Source organism: Marinovum sp. (genome assembly GCF_034669705.1).
Lineage (GTDB): Bacteria > Pseudomonadota > Alphaproteobacteria > Rhodobacterales > Rhodobacteraceae > Marinovum.
In genome coordinates this window covers 149064-167079 of sequence record NZ_JAXMOR010000007.1, presented here as the reverse complement: position 1 = coordinate 167079, position 18016 = coordinate 149064, and the positions used below count along the sequence as shown (strand labels likewise).

At 64.8% G+C, this 18016-nt stretch carries 17 protein-coding genes, 2 tRNA genes and 1 pseudogene; 7 read left to right on the top strand and 13 right to left on the bottom strand.

What is annotated here, in order from left to right:
* Window positions 1–15: 15 nt before the first annotated feature.
* From VOI27_RS07535 to VOI27_RS07520, 4 genes are all read right to left on the bottom strand, one after another.
* Window positions 16–765 (bottom strand): hypothetical protein, encoded by a 750-nt coding sequence (locus tag VOI27_RS07535; RefSeq protein ID WP_323764700.1) that lies wholly within the window; start codon window positions 763–765, stop codon window positions 16–18.
* Window positions 766–1064: 299 nt separating this feature from the next.
* Window positions 1065–3029, bottom strand: a complete 1965-nt coding sequence (locus tag VOI27_RS07530) for a hypothetical protein (protein ID WP_323764699.1) — start codon at window positions 3027–3029, stop codon at window positions 1065–1067.
* Window positions 3030–3160: 131 nt separating this feature from the next.
* Window positions 3161–3235: transfer RNA gene (locus VOI27_RS07525), tRNA-Asn, on the bottom strand.
* 70 nt (window positions 3236–3305) lie between these two features.
* Window positions 3306–4223, bottom strand: a complete 918-nt coding sequence (locus VOI27_RS07520) for an MBL fold metallo-hydrolase (protein ID WP_323764698.1) — start codon at window positions 4221–4223, stop codon at window positions 3306–3308.
* Between the two features lie 46 nt (window positions 4224–4269).
* On the opposite strand from VOI27_RS07520, the gene VOI27_RS07515 reads away from it, so the two are divergent.
* On the top strand, window positions 4270–5586 hold the full coding sequence (locus VOI27_RS07515; RefSeq protein WP_323764697.1) for an ATP-binding protein: 1317 nt from the start codon (window positions 4270–4272) through the stop codon (window positions 5584–5586).
* Window positions 5587–5779: 193 nt separating this feature from the next.
* Here the strand turns inward: VOI27_RS07515 and VOI27_RS07510 are convergent.
* Window positions 5780–5856, bottom strand: a tRNA-Ile gene (locus VOI27_RS07510).
* 111 nt (window positions 5857–5967) lie between these two features.
* On the opposite strand from VOI27_RS07510, the gene purM reads away from it, so the two are divergent.
* The 3 genes from purM (at window position 5968) to rnd (ending at window position 8839) form a co-directional block, all read left to right on the top strand.
* Complete coding sequence (purM, locus tag VOI27_RS07505; protein WP_323764696.1) at window positions 5968–7020, top strand: phosphoribosylformylglycinamidine cyclo-ligase; 1053 nt, start codon at window positions 5968–5970, stop codon at window positions 7018–7020.
* Window positions 7017–7598 (top strand): phosphoribosylglycinamide formyltransferase, encoded by a 582-nt coding sequence (purN, locus tag VOI27_RS07500; protein WP_323764695.1) that lies wholly within the window; start codon window positions 7017–7019, stop codon window positions 7596–7598. The genes purM and purN overlap by 4 nt, the downstream gene beginning before the upstream one ends.
* A gap of 83 nt (window positions 7599–7681) precedes the next feature.
* Entirely contained in the window at window positions 7682–8839 is a 1158-nt protein-coding gene (rnd, locus tag VOI27_RS07495) for a ribonuclease D (RefSeq protein ID WP_323764694.1), read from the top strand.
* A 7-nt stretch (window positions 8840–8846) separates the two neighbouring features.
* Here rnd and VOI27_RS07490 read toward each other — a convergent pair whose 3' ends face one another.
* On the bottom strand, window positions 8847–9353 hold the full coding sequence (locus tag VOI27_RS07490) for a hypothetical protein (RefSeq protein ID WP_323764693.1): 507 nt from the start codon (window positions 9351–9353) through the stop codon (window positions 8847–8849).
* A 118-nt stretch (window positions 9354–9471) separates the two neighbouring features.
* Here VOI27_RS07490 and VOI27_RS07485 point away from each other — a divergent pair, with 118 nt between their 5' ends.
* The gene (locus tag VOI27_RS07485) at window positions 9472–9882 is read left to right on the top strand and encodes a SufE family protein (protein ID WP_323764692.1); all 411 of its coding nucleotides are present in this window, start codon (window positions 9472–9474) and stop codon (window positions 9880–9882) included.
* Between the two features lie 261 nt (window positions 9883–10143).
* Here the strand turns inward: VOI27_RS07485 and VOI27_RS07480 are convergent, their stop codons facing one another.
* Window positions 10144–10671 carry a single-stranded DNA-binding protein gene (locus tag VOI27_RS07480; RefSeq protein WP_323764691.1) on the bottom strand — a complete coding sequence of 176 codons (528 nt, stop codon included), beginning with the start codon at window positions 10669–10671 and terminating at the stop codon, window positions 10144–10146.
* Window positions 10672–10840: 169 nt separating this feature from the next.
* Here VOI27_RS07480 and VOI27_RS07475 point away from each other — a divergent pair, with 169 nt between their 5' ends.
* Window positions 10841–11440 carry a lytic transglycosylase domain-containing protein gene (locus VOI27_RS07475; protein ID WP_323764690.1) on the top strand — a complete coding sequence of 200 codons (600 nt, stop codon included), beginning with the start codon at window positions 10841–10843 and terminating at the stop codon, window positions 11438–11440.
* Window positions 11441–11444: 4 nt separating this feature from the next.
* Here the strand turns inward: VOI27_RS07475 and thpR are convergent, their stop codons facing one another.
* From thpR to miaA, 3 genes are all read right to left on the bottom strand, one after another.
* The gene (gene thpR, locus VOI27_RS07470; RefSeq protein WP_323764689.1) at window positions 11445–12014 is read right to left on the bottom strand and encodes an RNA 2',3'-cyclic phosphodiesterase; all 570 of its coding nucleotides are present in this window, start codon (window positions 12012–12014) and stop codon (window positions 11445–11447) included.
* 4 nt (window positions 12015–12018) lie between these two features.
* Window positions 12019–12927, bottom strand: coding sequence for an AraC family transcriptional regulator (locus VOI27_RS07465; protein ID WP_323764688.1), 909 nt, complete (start codon window positions 12925–12927; stop codon window positions 12019–12021).
* A 125-nt stretch (window positions 12928–13052) separates the two neighbouring features.
* On the bottom strand, window positions 13053–13937 hold the full coding sequence (gene miaA, locus VOI27_RS07460) for a tRNA (adenosine(37)-N6)-dimethylallyltransferase MiaA (protein WP_416374653.1): 885 nt from the start codon (window positions 13935–13937) through the stop codon (window positions 13053–13055).
* A 118-nt stretch (window positions 13938–14055) separates the two neighbouring features.
* Between miaA and pyrH the strand changes: the two genes are divergently transcribed.
* The gene (gene pyrH, locus VOI27_RS07455) at window positions 14056–14796 is read left to right on the top strand and encodes a UMP kinase (protein ID WP_323764686.1); all 741 of its coding nucleotides are present in this window, start codon (window positions 14056–14058) and stop codon (window positions 14794–14796) included.
* Between the two features lie 109 nt (window positions 14797–14905).
* On the opposite strand, the gene VOI27_RS07450 is transcribed toward pyrH, so the two are convergent.
* The 3 genes and pseudogenes from VOI27_RS07450 to VOI27_RS07440 all read right to left on the bottom strand — a co-directional run bounded on the left by VOI27_RS07450 (window position 14906) and on the right by VOI27_RS07440 (window position 17964).
* Window positions 14906–16327: a calcium-binding protein gene (locus tag VOI27_RS07450; RefSeq protein WP_323764685.1), complete on the bottom strand. Its 1422-nt coding sequence runs from the start codon at window positions 16325–16327 to the stop codon at window positions 14906–14908.
* A gap of 308 nt (window positions 16328–16635) precedes the next feature.
* Window positions 16636–17007, bottom strand: a pseudogene (locus VOI27_RS07445) (calcium-binding protein); the annotation flags it as partial.
* Between the two features lie 12 nt (window positions 17008–17019).
* Window positions 17020–17964 (bottom strand): calcium-binding protein, encoded by a 945-nt coding sequence (locus tag VOI27_RS07440; RefSeq protein WP_323764684.1) that lies wholly within the window; start codon window positions 17962–17964, stop codon window positions 17020–17022.
* Window positions 17965–18016: the final 52 nt, after the last annotated feature.

The following is an 18016-nucleotide window of genomic DNA, read 5'->3' as shown; positions in this document are numbered from 1 at the left end:
TTGGAGCCCGGATGATCACGACCGGTGGGACTTTGTGTCCTTTCTTCTGCGGCGACTGCGATCCTCCTCTTCACAACGGCGCAGCATCTCGCTCATTCTCTCTCGCTCAGACAGGCACGCGCGTCTCTGCTTTTCGTGCAGCAGCTCTTGGTAGTATCGCACGGCACCGGAAAAGGCAGAGAGGATTCGCGTGTCAGTTGAACCCGTATCCAGAATCCTGCGCATCTGAATGAGGCATCCCTCTATCATGCTGTTCACATCCCAGTCCGTTTTCATGAAGAGTGCATGAGTTCGCGCCTTGTCTGTTGAGAAGTAGCTGAGCATCTTCGACACTTCAGGGCCATTCCGCACCGCCCTCAGAACTCGAAGATGCAGATCGAACACGCGTATCAATCGCCGAGGCACTCGAAGGTCCACCGTGGCCTGCCGCACCAGGGATTCAATCTCCGGCCAGGCTTTCCAGGGCTGCTCCCCCTCAAGAAGAGGAAGCAGGGGAGAGGGATCCTTCAGATCGAGCGGAAGCGAGATCGAGGCCGCGACCGAACCGCGCCATTTCGGTTCGTAGGTGGCCGCTATCGACAGCGTTGCGCCATCGTATCGGACCGTCACGTGGGTCGGGCGGGCGGACGGCGGATGAGCAATAGCCGAGGCCGTTGCAGCGTCTTCTTCCCAAGTCACGTCGAGCGGGCCCGCATGCGCGACCCCGACATTTCCTGGAGCGCGATACTTGCTCGTCAAGTTAGATTTCGGCGTGTTTCGCGTCATGACTTGCTCCCCTGCACCAAACGCAGTCCTGATGCTTCGTCCGACCGTATGGAGAACCCGGGCAACGGGCTTCGCACGCGCGAGGGGTCGAACCAGATTTTTTTCACGTGCTCGAAGAGGCTCGGAATACTAATCCCTTTCTGGGCGTAGGACCGTTCGCCTTCATCGAGCGGCTCGTGCCCCATCAGCTTGCGCCTGTGCGAGCCTGGACAGGACACGTCCAAAAGACGGTGGTGAAACGTGGTTCGCAGGGCGTGGAAATCAAGGCCGTGCCAGTAGACGTCGTTCGTTCGTCGGTATTAGCCGAAGGCCTTGGTGAAGTTCTCGGTGTATGTGCCCTTGTTCGCGCCACGGGTGAGAGAGGGGAACAGGCGGCGATCACCTCTCTTCCTGGCGCGCTCCACGAGCTCGAGGAATCCCAGTTCGATCAGGGCCGGATGCACCGGGAGCCTGCGAGAAGCATTGTCCGACTTGAGGGTGTCCCCCAGACCCTGGCGCACAATGACGTAGGCGATCCCCTGATCGCGCTGGACATCCATTGGACCGATTTGGGCAGCTTCTTCACTCCGGAAGCCCATGAGGAGGGCCATCAAGGGCATCCAGAAAAGAGGATCGGCCTCGTCCTCGGCCTTGCCTTGGAAGACCGGGGACGCCAGAAACTCTTCGAGCCGGTCATCCCACGGCTCCCGTTCCAGGGTTGCTTCCGTCGCCCTCAGGCTTTTCTCCTCCCTGGTCGTAAACGTGCACATGTCGAAAGGATTGGTGTCAACGACGCCGAGCTTCTTCAACATGGTGCCAACCCTGTTTGCCGAGCGAACGAGACGCAGGAATGAGGTGACGCGAAGCCGCGGCTCCGCCTTGGCCAGGCGCGCATCGCGTATTTGAGCTTCGTTGGTGCAGCCCTTCTGCCGAAACTCACGTTCGGCCGCATCCATGGCGATCGCCTCACGCTTTTCGACTTTCTCGACGAGCGCCCGGTAGCTGGATGCCGTGTTTCTTTTGCCCTTTCCGTGATGTTTTGGCAGTTTTCGGATCAATCCGATTGTTGCCTCAATGTCATCGGGAGACATACGCCCGAATTCTGTCAGTCCGCATTCTTCGCCCCAAATTTTACTCGCAACTTTCAACGCTGGGAGCGAAGAGCCTACCCATTTCGCTCCCGTTTTTTCGTCCGGTTTCTGGTGCTTCTGCCATTCCTCGCCGAAACCGGAGGACTTGAACGCACAATAGACCGTGAAGCCTTCAGCGACTGTCATGGCGTCGCGCTTCTCCAGGATCGCAAGAATCTCAGGGGAGCAGGATTGCAATACGCCCCGTGTCCTCAAAAGTTCGGGGATATCTTTATGCCTGGGGGGCGCGGAAGGAGCGGATGTCTCGACGGTTGCAGCGGGAAGCGTGGTTGTTGTCGTCCTCTGGGTGAACCAGGATGGAGGGAACAGTTTCATGGCTTCGTCCTGTTCGATAGGGGCCTCGACGCTCACCGTGGTAGCTGTTTGCGCGTCCATGCCGGGGTGTGTTCCCTCGGCCATCGCACGCGCGAAGTAAGGGCTGGGCCCACAGAACCCGCCCTGATCGCGACGGACCTTCTCCTGGCTGGCGTCCAGCAGCACGCGTGTGGCCTCATAGGCCAGAAGACGCGCCTGTTCGCTGCCGGCTTCGGGGAGGTCGATGCCCAGCTGATCGGCGACATGCCGGAGCGGCTCCTGCACGACCGAGTAGTCCCGCAGCAGGAAGGCCCGCCGCAGAACGGCTTGTCGGGCCACCTCACGTTCAAGGGCTGCCTGCGCGACATGGATGGACCGCGGGTCGGCCAATGCACGTTCGCGATCCGCCGCTTCGATTTCGAAGCGGGCGAGCGCGGTAAGCAGAGCTGTGATGGCGGCAGGCGGGTAGCACATGGAGGAAGCGGCATAGAGGAAAATTTGGTCACTGAGGGTGCTGAGCCTGCGGGCAAGCTCGGCAGCCACCGAAAAGCCATGTGTTTTCAGGGAAAGACATATGGGGATTTCCGCAAAGTGGGTTCGACTCGGCGAATTCTCCGCTTGCAGTTTCTGGATGAGGCCAGAACGCCCCGAGCCGTCGTGCAGATCCCGCGCCGAGCTCCCGGGATTGGCTCGTATCGAGGAGAAAACCGGTGTTCCCGGAGTCTTCGATTCCTGGCCGAGTCGCAGAACTGATCGGGGGAGGCGCCGCCGCCAGACATAGCCTTGGGCGCGCAGTTCAAGATGGGGAATTCGGGCGTGTCTGGGAACGGCCTGTGGCACCGGTTCTGACTCCTTGTGACTCCGGTGTGTCCGGAGTGTGTAAGGCGGTGTGTCAAAGCCTGTGTCCGAAACGCGAAAAGCGCCCCCAAGGGAGCGCTTTTTCGTTTGTTTCCAAAACCTTCAGGAGATTTTGGCTCCGGCGGTAGGGATCGAACCTACGACCAATTGATTAACAGTCAACTGCTCTACCGCTGAGCTACGCCGGAACACGAGGGGTGATATAGCGATGCCGGTTGGGGGCGTCCAGAGGGTTTTGGCAGAAAATTGCAGAAAAATTCATGACCCCGCGACAAGCGAAAATGTCTCGTCGATACCCAATACGGACAGCGGCGCGACGCGTCCCCGGCCGGTCAAATCGACGAGATGCGCAAAGACGTTGCGGCGCGCTGCCGGCAGCAGGGCGGGCGGAACGTCATGGTAGATTCGGGCCGCCAGGGCGGCGGCGGTCAAGGGCCCGGATGTCAGCCCGGCAAGGATCTCCGCTTCGCGCGACAACCGGTGCGAGATCAGCCAGTCGAGGCGCGCGCCGGGGGTCTCGATCGGCGCGCCGTGGCCGGGGTAGAAACGGTGCCAGGGGTGGGCCGCGAGGCGGGTGCAGGAGGCCATGAAATCGGTCAGGTCGCCATCGGGGGGCGAGACCAGCGACGAGGCCCAGCCCATCACGTGATCGCCGGAAAACAGCGCGTCGCCCCAGGCCAGGCAGATGTGGTTGCCCATGTGGCCGGGGGTGTGCAGCGCGGTGAGGCGCCAGTCGGCGGTCTCCAGGGTCGCGCCATCGGCCAAGAGGACATCGGGCGAGAAACCCCGGTCGACCCCTTTGCCGCCGCCGCCAAGGCCGCTCTTGGCGAGGGCGGTCATCACCGCGCTGCGCCCGGCGGTCGCGTCGCCGAAACCCAGCACCGGCGCGCCGGTGGCCCGGGCCAGCGGGCGGGCCAGCGGCGCATGATCGAGATGCGCATGGGTGACGATGATATGGCTGACGCGCGCGCCGGCGGGCAGGGCGGCCAGAATCGCCTCGAGATGCACCGGATCCTCGGGCCCGGGATCGATCACCGCAATATCGCGCGTGCCCAGCAGATAGGTGTTGGTGCCCCAGAACGTCATCGGCGAGGGATTGGGCGCGAGAATTCGGCGCAGCCCAGGGGCAAGGGTCTCTGCAAGCCCCGGAACGGGCGGGTTTTCCTCGGCGACCATGCGGGTTTTCCTTCTATGCGGCAGAGCGACCGGCTAAGCCTTACCCATGTCCTTCGAATGGCTCAAACGATATATGCCGCGCAGCCTTTACGGCCGGGCCGCCCTGATCCTGGTGCTGCCGGTGGTGACCCTGCAGCTGGTGGTGACGGTGATCTTTGTCCAACGCCACTTCGAGGGCGTGACCGAGCAACTCACCCGCTCGGTCCGCGATGAGGTGCGTCTGATCACTGCTCAGGTTGCTCCCGGTGATGACCGCGCGGCGGCGACGGCGGCGATGGCGCCGCTGGCCGAGGCGCTGGATTACACCCTGAGCTGGCAGAGCGTCGCGCCGCAGGGCGACACCCGGCGCTGGTTCGACCTCTCGGGGCTGGTGGTGATCCGGGAGCTGCGCAGCGATCTCGCTGGGATCGCCGCCATCGCGCTGCCCAATGACCGCGACACGCTGGTCTATCTCGACCTGCCGCAGGGGGTGTTGCAGCTGCGCTTCGATCGCAAGGGGGTCTCGGCATCGAACCCCCACCAGCTGATCCTCAACATGTTCCTGTTCAGCCTGATCATGACGCCGATCGCCTATATCTACCTGCGCAACCAGCTGCGGCCGATCACCCGGCTGGCGGATGCGGCCACCGCCTTTGGACGCGGGCGGGTGGTGCCCTATACGCCGTCCGGCGCGGTCGAGGTGCGGGCGGCGGGGCATGCGTTTCTTGACATGCGGGCGCGGATCGAGCGGCAGATCGAACAGCGCACGCTGCTGCTTTCGGGGGTGAGCCACGACCTGCGGACACCGCTGACCCGGCTCAAGCTCGGGCTGTCGATGCTGGACGACGACGAGGTCATCGACCTGCAGCGCGACGTGCGCGAGATGGAGCGGATGCTCGGCGAGTTTCTCGATTTCGTGCGCGGCAATGCCGAGGAGCAATCGCCAGACCTGGTGGACCCGATGGCGCTGGTTCGCCAGATCGTCGAGGATGCGCAGCGGGCGGAGCGGCCGGTCACGCTGCTCGACGTCGAGGGTGCAGGGATGATCGCCCTGCGGCCTCTGGCAATTCGCAGGGCTGTCGAAAATCTGATAGAGAATGCAACGCGCTACGGGACGAACTGCGAGCTGAGCGTGAAGTTGTCCGAGAGCTCGCTGCGGATCCGGGTCGAGGATGACGGGCCGGGCATTCCCGAAGAGATGCGCTCGACCGCGACCAAGGCCTTTGTTCGGCTCGACACCTCTCGCAACCAGAGCCGCACGCCCGGCGTGGGGCTGGGGCTGGCGATTGCCACCGATATTGCCAGGGCTCACGGCGGGGTGCTGCGATTGGGGCAGTCTGATCGGCTGGGCGGATTGCGGGCGGATATCGTTCTGGCCAAATAATGACCAGGTAGCAGTTGGTTGAACGCAGACTTCAAAGCACCGTATGAACACTATTGCGCGCCGTCGCGGGGGCGCGATGACGGATCAGATGCGGCGGAGAGCTGTTGCACGATCTTGCGCTGAGTTGCTGAGAACTCCCCGGCAATCGGCTTGGACAGAAGCGCCTGGCGGTGGCCGAATGGAAGCTGGCGGTTGGTAGGCCCGGCAGGACTTGAACCCGCAACCAAAGCGTTATGAGCGCTCTGCTCTAACCAATTGAGCTACAGGCCCGCCTGCCGCTTGGAGTAGCCAGACGCGCCGCCGGGGTCAAGGCTTTCAGATTGCGCCTCTCGGCGCGATGTTCTAACCGGTCTCAGACCAAACGACAGGACGGAGCGGGCGATGAGCGCTGAGACGGGCAAGAGCGGGCTGACCTACAGCCAGGCCGGTGTGGATATCGACGCGGGCAATGCCCTTGTCGAGCGGATCAAGCCGGCGGCCAAGCGCACGGCGCGCCCCGGGGTGATGTCGGGGCTGGGCGGCTTCGGCGCGCTCTTCGATCTCAAGGCCGCGGGCTACGAAGACCCGATCCTCGTGGGGGCCACCGATGGCGTCGGCACTAAGCTGCGCATCGCGATCGACACCGGCGAGGTGGACGGCGTGGGCATTGACCTCGTGGCGATGTGCGTCAACGACCTTGTCTGCCAGGGCGCCGAGCCGCTGTTCTTTCTCGACTACTTCGCCACCGGCAAGCTCGAGACCGAGACCGCCGCGCGGATCATCGAAGGCATTGCCGAGGGCTGCCACCGCTCCGGCTGTGCGCTGATCGGCGGCGAGACGGCAGAGATGCCCGGCATGTACCCAGAGGGCGATTTCGACCTGGCGGGCTTTGCCGTGGGCGCGATGGAGCGGGGCACGGCGCTGCCGAAGGGGGTGCAGGTCGGCGACGTGCTGCTGGGCCTTGCCAGCGACGGGGTGCATTCCAACGGCTATTCGCTGGTGCGCAGGATCGTCGAGCTCTCGGGCCTTGGCTGGGACGACGACTGCCCGTGGGAGGACGGCACTCTGGGTGCGGCGCTGCTGACGCCGACCCGGCTCTACGTGAAACAGGCCTTAGCGGCGGTGCGCGCCGGCGGCGTGCATGCGCTGGCTCATATCACCGGTGGCGGTCTGACCGAGAACCTGCCGCGGGTGCTGGGCGAGGAGCAGGGCGCCGAGATCGATCTCGATGCCTGGGAGCTGCCGCCGGTGTTCCGCTGGCTGGCCGAGACCGGCGAACTGGCCGAGGCCGAGATGCTCAAGACCTTCAACTCCGGCATCGGCATGGTGCTGGTGGTCGAGGCCGCGCGTGCCCGCGAGGTCATCCAGGTGCTGATCGAGGCCGGTGAAAAGGTCCACGCGCTCGGCCATGTGACCGAAGGTGACGGCGTCACCTATCGCGGGGCGCTTGCATGAGCCTGCGGGTCGCCATCCTGATTTCCGGTGGCGGATCGAACATGGTGACCCTCGCCGACAGCATGACGGGCGATCACCCGGGGCGCCCCTGCCTGGTGCTGTCGAACCGGCCAGAGGCCGGCGGGCTGGCCAAGGCCGAGGCCCGCGGCATTCCGACAGCCGTCGTCGATCATCGGAACTATGGCAAGGATCGCAAGGCCTTCGAGGGTGAAGTTCAGGCAGCGCTTGAAGGCGCGCGCGCCGATGTCATCTGTCTGGCCGGTTTCATGCGGGTGTTGACGGCGGAGTTCGTCACCCGCTGGCAGGGCCGGATGCTCAACATCCACCCCTCGCTTCTGCCCAAATACAAGGGCCTCGATACCCATGCGCGCGCGCTTGCCGCCGGTGACGCCGAGGGCGGCTGTTCGGTGCATCTGGTGACGCCAGAGCTTGATGACGGCCCGGTTCTGGGTCAGACACGGGTAGAGATCACCGCCGACGACACGCCCGAGAGCCTTGCGGCCCGGGTGCTTGTGGCGGAACATGAGCTGTACCCGGCGGTCCTGCGCCAATTCTGCATGGACTTTCGACACTTGTAAGTTGTAGCGCGCTCTTTTCATCCCGAAAGTACGCTCCTATGCTGCGGGAGAGCGAGCGCGAAAAGAACGTAAAAAGGGCGCCTATGCGTATCATCACGACGACAGCGGATCTGGCCGAATTCTGCGCAGCCGCACGTCAACATCCCTATGTCACCGTGGACACCGAGTTTCTGCGGGAACGGACCTATTACTCCAAGCTCTGCCTGGTGCAGATGGCCATGCCGGGCAAGGATGACAGCACCGCGGCGCTGATCGATCCGCTGGTCGAGGGGCTGTCGCTCGAGCCGATGTACGAGCTGTTTCGCGACGAGAGCGTGGTCAAGGTGTTCCACGCCGCGCGGCAGGATCTCGAGATCTTCTACGTCGATGCCGGGGTGATCCCGCATCCGCTGTTCGACACCCAGGTTGCCGCCATGGTCTGCGGCTTCGGCGAGCAGGTGGGCTACGAGAAGCTGGTGCGCTCGATCGCGCGGCAGGGGCTCGACAAGACCTCGCGCTTTACCGACTGGTCGCGCCGGCCGCTGACCGAGGCGCAGCAGAAATATGCGCTGGCCGACGTGACCCATCTGCGCACGATCTACGAATTCCTTGCTGCCAAGCTGGAAAAGACCGGCCGCGCGCCTTGGGTCGAAGAAGAAATGTCGATCCTCGAGGACCCGGAAACCTATATCATGCGCCCCGAGGAGGCCTGGCAGCGGGTGCGCACCCGCACCACCACGCCCAAGTTCCTTGCCATCGTGCGCGAGCTTGCCCAGTTCCGCGAATCCTATGCCCAGTCGAAGGACATTCCGCGCAACCGGGTCTACAAGGACGACGCCATGCTCGAGCTGGCCTCGACCAAGCCCGCCTCGGTGGCCGATCTCGGCCGGTCACGGCTTCTGCTGCGCGAGGCGCGGCGGGGCGAGATCGCCGAGGGTATCCTCGAGGCGGTCAAGGCCGGGGTGGCCTGCCCGCCCGAGAAGGCGCCCAAGATCGACCGCTCGCGCGACAAGCTGCAGGTCAACCCGGCGCTGGCCGATCTGTTGCGGGTGCTGCTCAAGGCCAAGACCGAGGCCAGCGACGTGGCCCCGCGGCTGGTGGCGCCTTCGGCTGATCTTGATGCCCTGGCGGCGGGTCTGCGCGACGTGCAGGCTCTGAGCGGCTGGCGCTACGAGGTCTTTGGCCGCGACGCGCTGCGGCTCTGCGACGGCCAGGTGGCGCTGACCGTGCGCGGCAATGACGTGATGATCGTCGAGCTTTGATCCCGGCCTAGCGGGCGGCGGTGCGGATGTTGCCCTGCGCCACCACCCGGATCGTGCGGACCCCGGCAAGCTCCTGGTCCGTCAGGCGGATCGCGGCGGTGACCGTGCGGGCGCGGGCCGGGCCGACACCGGCGCCATAGCGCGGCTGGATGGCGCGGAACTCATAGCTCAGGGTGGCGGGGTCGGCATCCTCGAGCGGCAGCAGCCGGACGTCGTAGCCCTCGATCGAGGTCAGCACGCCGGTGACCTCGACCAGCGCACCGCCGGCCAGTTGGCGGACGTGCATCTCGGTCACCTGTTCGACCAGACCGCCGGGGTAGGGCGGCGCATCGCGCTTGCCAAAGAAGGCCCGGCGTTCGGGGATCAGGGTGTTGACGTCGCTCTCGGCGGGGGCGACCGCGACCGATTGGCTCTGTCCGAACCAGTTGAACGGGTTCGCCCGGGAGTCGCGCACCGAGGCACAGCCCGCCAGCGACGTTGCCACCACCAGTGATGCCAGAACCAGTTTGCGCATGGGCCACTCCCTTTTTCGTTGCCTTGGGTTAGCGCATCGGCCCGGCGTTGAAAAGCGATTGCGGCTGGACCTTTGGCATTTGGCTGCCTAGGTGAGGGGCAGTTGCATCGGAGGGGTTATGGCCAGCGCTGCATTTGAAGAGATTGTCGAGGATTTCGAGTTCCTCGAGGACTGGGAAGACCGGTACCGCTATGTCATCGAGAAGGGCCGCGACATGGACCCGCTCGACGACGCGCTGAAGGTGCCGGCAACCAAGGTGGAGGGCTGTGCCAGCCAGGTCTGGCTGCATATCCGGCCGGATGGCGGGGCGTTCCATTTCGACGGCGACAGCGACGCGATGATCGTGCGCGGCCTGATCGCGGTGCTGCGGGCGCTCTACAACGGGCTGCCGGTGGCTGAGGTGCCAGGGGTCGATGCCGGCGGCGAACTGGCGCGTCTCGGGCTCAACGACCACCTGTCGGCGCAGCGCTCGAACGGGCTGCGGGCGATGGTCGAGCGGATTCGCGACCGGGCGGCCGAGGCGGCCTGACGCGGACTGACCGAAACTGCGCGGGCTTGGCGTTCCGGCCCGAAAAAAGCCGCGCGGCGCCGGGCCAGCGGTGGCCCGCCCCATTGGGCTGCCGCTTTGGCTGAGACTGGCGCTTCGGTCAGAGGGTCTACGGACATTGCGGGGATAAACTGCCCCACGGGCCGTCTCAGAGCGGCACCCCGCGGACCGCCACTGTCCCGGCGCGGCAAGACTGCGCGCGGGCCGGGACGTGAAAAGGGCCGGCGCTGGCCGGCCCTCTTGTCAGAACGGGATTTCGTCGTCGATGTCGCGGCTGGGCGGGTTTCCGCCGCCCTGGCCGCCGCCACCGCTGCCGCCGCCATAGCCCGGATCCTGCGGGCCGCTGTCATACCCGCCGCCATAGCCGCCCTGGCCGCCACCGGCGCCGCCGCCAAAGCCGCCACCACCACCGCCGCCCTCGCGACCGTCGAGCATGGTCAGCGTCGAGCCGAAGCCCTGCAGCACCACCTCGGTGGAATAGCGGTCATTGCCGGACTGGTCCTGCCATTTCCGGGTCTGCAGCTGGCCTTCGATGTAAACCTTTGATCCCTTGCGCAGATATTGCTCTGCCACCCGCACCAGCCCCTCGGTGAAGATCGCCACCGAATGCCATTCGGTGCGCTCGCGCCGCTCGCCGGTGTTGCGGTCCTTCCAGGTCTCGGAGGTGGCAATCCGCAGGTTGCAGACCTTGCCGCCGTTCTGGAACGACCGCACTTCCGGGTCGCGCCCGAGGTTACCGATAAGAATGACTTTGTTGACTGACCCGGCCATAGTGCCCCCAAGTTTCACGTTCTGTTTGCGCCGAATTCCCGAATCCGGCGGCGAAGTTCGGCGGAGACTACCTCACCTGATCAAGATTGAGAATTCGCAAACCGGCGCCGCTCTGGCCTAATCCGGAATTTTGGGTATATTGCGGAAAAACGACGTGGGGACAGTGTGTATGCGCAAGGTGCTGAGCGTAGCTTTGCTGGCAAGCCTTCTGCCAGCCGCCGGCCTGGCCGAGACGATCTCGACCAAGGGCCAGGCCAATCTCTTCAAGTCCAAGACCGGCGTGCTCGACCGCCGCGCCTCGCAGCAATACAACAGCTCGGTCAGGCTGCAGCCGCCCAAGGTGGTGACCCCCACCAAGTGGGATGACGCGCCCGGCGCCGCGAACCCGCGCTATACCGGCAGCTACAAGGGCGTCTACGCCGGCATGGCCCGCGCCGCCGCCCGCGCCCATGGCGTGCCGGAGGACCTGTTCCTGCGGCTGGTGCAGCAGGAAAGCGGTTGGAACCCCAAGGCGTTGAGCCACAAGGGCGCCTATGGTCTGGCGCAGCTGATGCCCGGCACCGCCAAGCGTCTGGGGGTGAACCGCGAGGACCCGGGCCAGAACCTTGCGGGCGGCGCGCGCTACCTCAAGCAGCAATATGACAAGTTCGGCTCCTGGAAGCTGGCGCTGGCGGCCTATAACGCGGGCCCCGGCGCTGTGCAGAAGTACGGCGGCGTGCCGCCCTACAAGGAAACCCGGAACTACGTGAAGGTGATCTGGGGCAGCTGAGCGGTCACGGCACGTCCCAGCCATCGGGCAGGGGCCGGAACGGATAGCGCGCCAGATCGTCATAGACCGGCGCCCCGCCGCCCAGCACCGAGCGGGTGAGGGTGATCGTCTGCGCGGTAAAGCCGGGGATCTCGGCCCGTGCATTTTCAGACAGGTAGCGCTGCACCTCCCCGGCCAGACTGGCGGGGGGCCGCGCGCCAAAACGCGCCAGCGTCACATGCGGTTTGAACTTCTGCCGCTCCGGCTGCAGCCCGGCCAGCCGCGCCGCGCCGTGCACCGCGCGGTGCACGGTGTCGAGCTCTGGCGAGGGCCGCACCATGGCGGCCAGCAGCCGGGGCCGCGCTCCGCCAAAGATGTCGACCCCGGTGAAGGCCACGTCAAAGGGCCAGGCGCGGATCTCCTCGAAGCCTGCGTCAAGTTCGGCGAGCGCCTGAGGCGGCACCTCGGGAAAGAACGCAAGGGTGATGTGGAACTGGTCGGAGGCCACCTGCCGCCCGACGCGCAGCCCGCTTTGCAGGTCGCTAAAGGCATCTCGGGCGGCCTCGGGCACTGGTACGGCCACGAAGAGCCGCATCGGCTCAGCCCCCGCCGCCGTGATGGCGGAACAGCGGGCCGGGGGCCGGGCGCGGCCGCGCCGGCCCGTCGCCAGAGGCCGCCCGGCGCAGCGCCGAGGGGGCATGCCCGGTGTGATGCTGGATGAAGCGCGAGAAATAGGCGGCCGAGCCGAACCCCAGGTGCCGCGCCACCTCCTGCACCGGCGGCTCTGGCCGCAACAACAGCTCTCGTGCCGCGTGCAGCACCCGCTGGGTGATCATCTCGGCGGCGGTCAGCCCGGCATTGTCGCGGCAGACCCGGGTCAGATGGGTCGGCGTCACCTCGAGCATCTCGGCGTAATCGGCCATGTTGCGGCCAGAGCGGTACTCGGCCTCGAGCAGATCGGCAAAGCGCCGCGACAGCCTCTGACCGGCGGTCTCGCGGCCCATGAGCGCCGGCGAGACCTTGTCGCCCGCCTCGAGCATCGCCAGCATCTGCCGCCGCAGCCAGACCGCGGCGAGGTTGAACCGCGCCACCAGCGCCTCGGCCTGAAGCGGCTGGGGGGCGCCGAGCTCGCGCTGCAACATTTCGAAGATGCCGGTGAGCTCGCCTTGGGCCACCACATCGCGCATCCGCAGGTGCTGCGGCTCGTCGGGCAGTAGCGGATAGTCGCCGGCCTCGATCACGATCGCCTGTCCGAAACACTGCGCTCCGGTCTCGAGCGCGAATTGCGTGCCGCGCGGCAGGTAGAGCACGTTGTTGGCGCCGATGCCGCGCCGGATGCCGCGGATCATCGCCCGGCCCTGACCGCGGGTGATCCAGACCAGCAGATGATCGTCGCGGCCATGCGGCAGGCTGGCCTGCCAGGCCCCGCGCGGCGCCAGTTGCGCCAGCGTTGCCACCTGCAGGGGCAGCACCGGAGGCTCCACGGGCTCTGATCCTTGCTTGGTCACGCCGCTCCGGTCCTTTCGGTCACAGGGGCTCTCACCGGGGTTTTCACCGAAATGGTCAGTGGGACTTTGCTCGTCCATCCAGTGATGCCGCGTCGCAGCGTCGTCCGCAAGGGGATTTCCGTCTTTCAGCACAGGGTCGCCGCCTCCACCGATTGCCAGGCTTTCATCCGCGAGCGTAGCCAGGTGCGCTGGCGTTTTGCAAACTGGCAGGTGGCGGTGGTGGCTTGTTCCCGCGCAGTCCCGAGCGGAATGTCGCCGCGCAGGTGTGCAATCAGCTCCGGCGCGCCGATCGCCTTGAAACTGAGCCGCGCCGGATCCCAGCGGCCGAGGTTGGCGCGCGCTTCCTCGAGCGCGCCTAGCGCCAGCATCTGGTCAAAGCGCCGGGCGATGCGGGCGTTGAGCCAGTCGCGCTCCACATCCACCCGCAGCGCATGGGCCCGCGCCAGCGGCAGCAGCGGCGGCGGCGTCGCATCCTGCCAACTGGCCAGACCGCGACCGGTGGCGCGCTGCACCTCCCAGGCGCGCTGCACCCGCATCGGGTTCCGCACGTCGATCCGCGCGCGGGTCTCGGCGTCGATCTCAGGCAACAGGCTGTCATGGCCAGTCTCGCGCCGGCGGGCATCGGCCTCGGTGCGCACCTCTGGCGGGGTGGCGGGGATCTCGGCCAGACCCTCGGTGAGCGCGGCGAAATAGAGCCCGGTGCCGCCGACGATGATCGGCCGCTCGGGGCCCGCGAGCAGCGGCGCCACCTCGCGCAGCCAGTGGCCGACGGAATACTCGGCATTCCAGGCGACATGGCCATAGAGCGCATGCGGCGCGCGGACCAGATCCTCCGGGCCGGGGCGGGCGGTCAGCACCCGCCAGTTGCCGAACACCTGGATCGCGTCGGCATTGACGACCACGCCGCCCTGACGCTCGGCGATCTCCAGCGCCAGGGCGGATTTGCCGCTGGCGGTGGGGCCGGCAATCAGGACCGGCCGCTCCGGCGAGAGATCGCCGAGCGCAAACATCATGCCACGGCCCCCGTGGTGCAGGGGATCTGCCTTTCGCCCGAATGCTGCATTGAACTGCCCCGCGTTTTCCGACATTTTGCCGGCAATTTAGCCAGCCGCCTCACCGGAGTACACCATGTCTGCTGCCACCGACACCGATGCCCGCGCCACCAAGTACAAGCGCGTCCTTCTGAAAATCTCCGGCGAGGCGCTGATGGGCGACCAGGGCTATGGCCTGCACCCGCCGACCGTCGAACGCATCGCCCGCGAGGTGCAGTCGGTCCATGCGCTCGGCGTCGAGATCTGCATGGTGATCGGCGGCGGCAACGTGTTTCGCGGGCTGCAGGGCTCGGCCCAGGGGATGGAGCGGACCACGGCCGACTACATGGGCATGCTGGCCACGGTGATGAACGCGCTGGCGATGCAATCGGCGCTCGAGGGGCTCGGCGTCTTCACCCGCGTGATCAGCGCCATCCCGATGGACCAGGTCTGCGAGCCCTACATCCGCCGCCGCGCCGTGCGCCACCTTGAGAAAAAGCGGGTCTGCATCTTTGCCGCCGGCACCGGCAATCCCTATTTCACCACCGACACCGCCGCCACCCTGCGCGCCAACGAGATGTCCTGCGAGGCGATCTTCAAGGGCACCAAGGTCGATGGCGTCTACGACAAGGATCCGGTCAAACACGCCGACGCGGTGCGCTATACCGAGGTCAGCTATGACGAGGTGCTGCAGAAACATCTCGGCGTGATGGACGCCTCGGCAATTGCGCTGGCGCGCGACAATTCGCTGCCGATCATCGTGTTCTCGCTCGACGAGCCGGGTGGCTTCCGCGGCATCCTGGCGGGAGAGGGCACTTATACCAAGGTCGGACCCTGAGGCGGGCAGGGGGGCTGCAAGCCCCCCGACCAACCTCTATTCCAAATGTTGAGGTCGGTTTCCGAAGGCAGGTCCCGGATTGGAGAGTCTCTCGCGGCATTCGAGGATGTTACCCCGGAAAAATGTCATCGGGATAACAAATGCCGAACAGTCCCTCCGTCGGCAGGTCCTCGAGGAGAAAGTCTTCAAAAATGAATGTCATGGTTTCTATTTCCGGTGGTTCGGGGGAGTACGTGAGTTCCCACCACGGCGCTGAAATGACAACATCGTCGCCAACCTGAGCGAAGTTCGGAGTACCGCGGTCGATGGTGTAGTGAGTACACAGGATAATCTGGTCTTCGTCAGGATCGAAATCGGTGATGACAAACGAGTGGCTGGAGATATCAAAGTGAAACTCGTCTGCCCCGTCGCCGCCTGACAACGTGGAATCGCCTCTGAAGTGCGCATTGAGGACATCGTCGCCGTCCCCCCCGCTGAGGTAGTCATCGCCGTAGCCGGAGTGGAGCGTGTCATTCCCGCTGCCGCCATAAAGCGAGTCGTTGCCGAAGTCGCCCTCCAGAACGTCGTCGCCGTCGCCGCCGTCAATGAAATCGTCGCCGCTCCCGCCCTCCACAGAATCGTTCTGTTCGCCTGCGCTGATCGTGTCATTGCCGACACCGCCAAAGATCGTGTCGTTGCCGGTATGACCGCTGACAAAGTCGTCGCCCGCACCGGCTTCGATCAAGTCGTGGCCGGAGTTGCCGTAGATCGTGTCATCCCCCTCGTTGCCAAATATGAAATCATCGTCGAGCCCGCCCGACATCCAGTCTTCGCCAAGCCCGCCCGAAAGCACATCGTCGCCATCGTCGCCATACAGATGATCGTCGTCTTCCTGACCGTTCAGGGTATCGTTCCCGGTGTCGCCATGCAGTTCGTCATTGCCCGAACCGCCCAGAACAGAGTCGTCATTGGTGCCGCCATTGACGAAATCGTTCAGGCTGCCGGCGTTGATCGTGTCATTACCTGCGTTGCCGTAAATCGTGTCGTGGCCACGCCCACCCAGGATCTCGTCGTCGCCGCTGTGGCCGAACAGGAGATCATGCCCGTAATGGCCGCTGATAAAGTCGTCGCCAGCGCCGCCGCCGATGGTGTCGCGCCCGGTGTTGCCGTAGATCGTGTCATGGCCGAAGGAGCCGAAGATATCGTCATTCTCGGCCCCGCCCGAGAGCCAGTCGTTGCCCGACCCGCCGTCGAGCGTATCGCGGGCATCGCCGCCAAGCAGGGAATCGTCACCGGTATATCCGCTCAGGTAGTCATTGCCATCACCGCCTAGAAGCGTGTCATGCCCGGAATTGCCGTAGAGAAAATCATTGCCGGCCAGCCCGCTCAGGCTGTCGTTGCCGAGACCGCCGTGATGGGTGTCGTTGCCGACACCGCCGCTCCAGACATCATCGCCAGGACTTCTGCCAAGGATGCCGGCGATGGTGGCGGTCGGGGTGTAAAAGGGCGCTGCGCTGCGATCGGAAAACAGCGGGGTAGTGAAAATTTTCATTCTTGAACTCCTTACTAATAACTACGTGCACGACAAGGCGGCAGGCACAGCAAAGCCTCGGGCGGGCGGCTTCCGCGGCATCCTAGCGGGAGAGGGCACTTATACCAAGGTCGGAACCCTGAGGCGGGCAGGGGGCCGGAGACCGGCCCCGCCTGTCGATGCGTAGCCTATACAATCAAAAAGTGATCGTCGGTTAGGTCGGCGAGCGTTTGATCTTCCAGAATGACGGTCTGGATGTAAATCTGCTCCGGCCTGTCCTCAAGGGCAACGACCCATTCGGCAGTAATCACGACGTCGTCGCCAACCTGTTAGGCGCTGTCGAACGGGTCACCGGCAAAGTAATCGAACTGGCCAGAATCAAAGTAATCGAACTGGCCAGAATAGAAATACACCTGATCTTCGTCTGGATCAAAATCGGTGATCGTATCGGTGCCGTTGGCAATGAGAAAGTGGAACTCATCCGCGCCGGTCCCGCCAGAAAGCGTATCGTTGCCGGTGTCACCATATAGCGTGTCGTTGCCTTCTTCGCCGTCGACCCTGTCGTCTCCGTTCCCGCCGTAAACGTAGTCGTCCCCCGAACCCCCGTTGACGCGATCGTCCCCGGCGTCGCCGTGGACCGAGTCATTGCCATCGCCGCCGGACATAAGGTCATTGCCTTCGTCGCCAATCACACGGTCATTGCCGTCGTCGCCTTAAAGTTCGTCGTCGCCTTCGAATCCCCTCACAAAATCATCGCCGTCTCCGCCGCTGATGAAATCGTTGCCAAGGTGGTCCGGGTAAAAATGGGCGCCGCCGAGAATACTGTCATTGCCGTTGCCGCCGTACAGCATGTCACTGCCCATCCAGCCCGTGATTACGTCGTTACCGTCACCGCCGTAGACCGTGTCATCTCCGAAGCCGCTATCCACGACATCTCTCCCGGCGCCGGCATCGATCCAATCCGCGCCGGTATGACCGCTTATGTAGTCGTGGCCGTCGTTGCCCCAGAGCGTGTCATCACCGGAATTGCCGTAAACGGAATCGTCGTCGGCACCGCCAAAGATCTCGTCATTGTCGCGCCCGCCAGAGAGCCAGTCGTCGCCGGCATCGCCATGCAGCACGTCTGCGCCATCGCTGCCTTCGAGTGTATCGTCGCCGTCCTCGCCGTGGATCTCGTCGTTGCCTGTATAACCGCTCAGGGAGTCGTCGCCTTCGCCGCCCCAGAGCGTGTCATTGCCGGAATTGCCATAAAGCGAGTCACTGTCGGCACCGCCGAACATCAGGTCATCGTCGAGACCGCCGGACATCCAGTCGGTGCCCTCGCCGCCATAGAGCTGATCCGCCCCGCGGTCGCCCAGCAGAGTGTCGTCACCGGCATCGCCATGGATCTCGTCCATGCCGGTATAGCCGCTCAGATAATCATTGCCGTCGCCGCCCAAAAGCGTGTCATCGCCGGAATTTCCGTAGAGAAAATCATGGCCGGCAAGGCCGGACAGGCTGTCGTTGCCGAGCCCGCCGTGATGGGTGTTGTTGCCGACACCACCAGTCCAGACATCATCACCAGGACTTCTGCCAAGGATGCCGGCGATGGTGGCGGTCGGGGTGTAAAAGGGCGCTGCGCTGCGATCGGAAAACAGCGGGGCAGTGAAAATTTTCATTCTTGAACTCCGTACTAATAACTACGTGCACGACAAGGCGGCAGGCACAGCA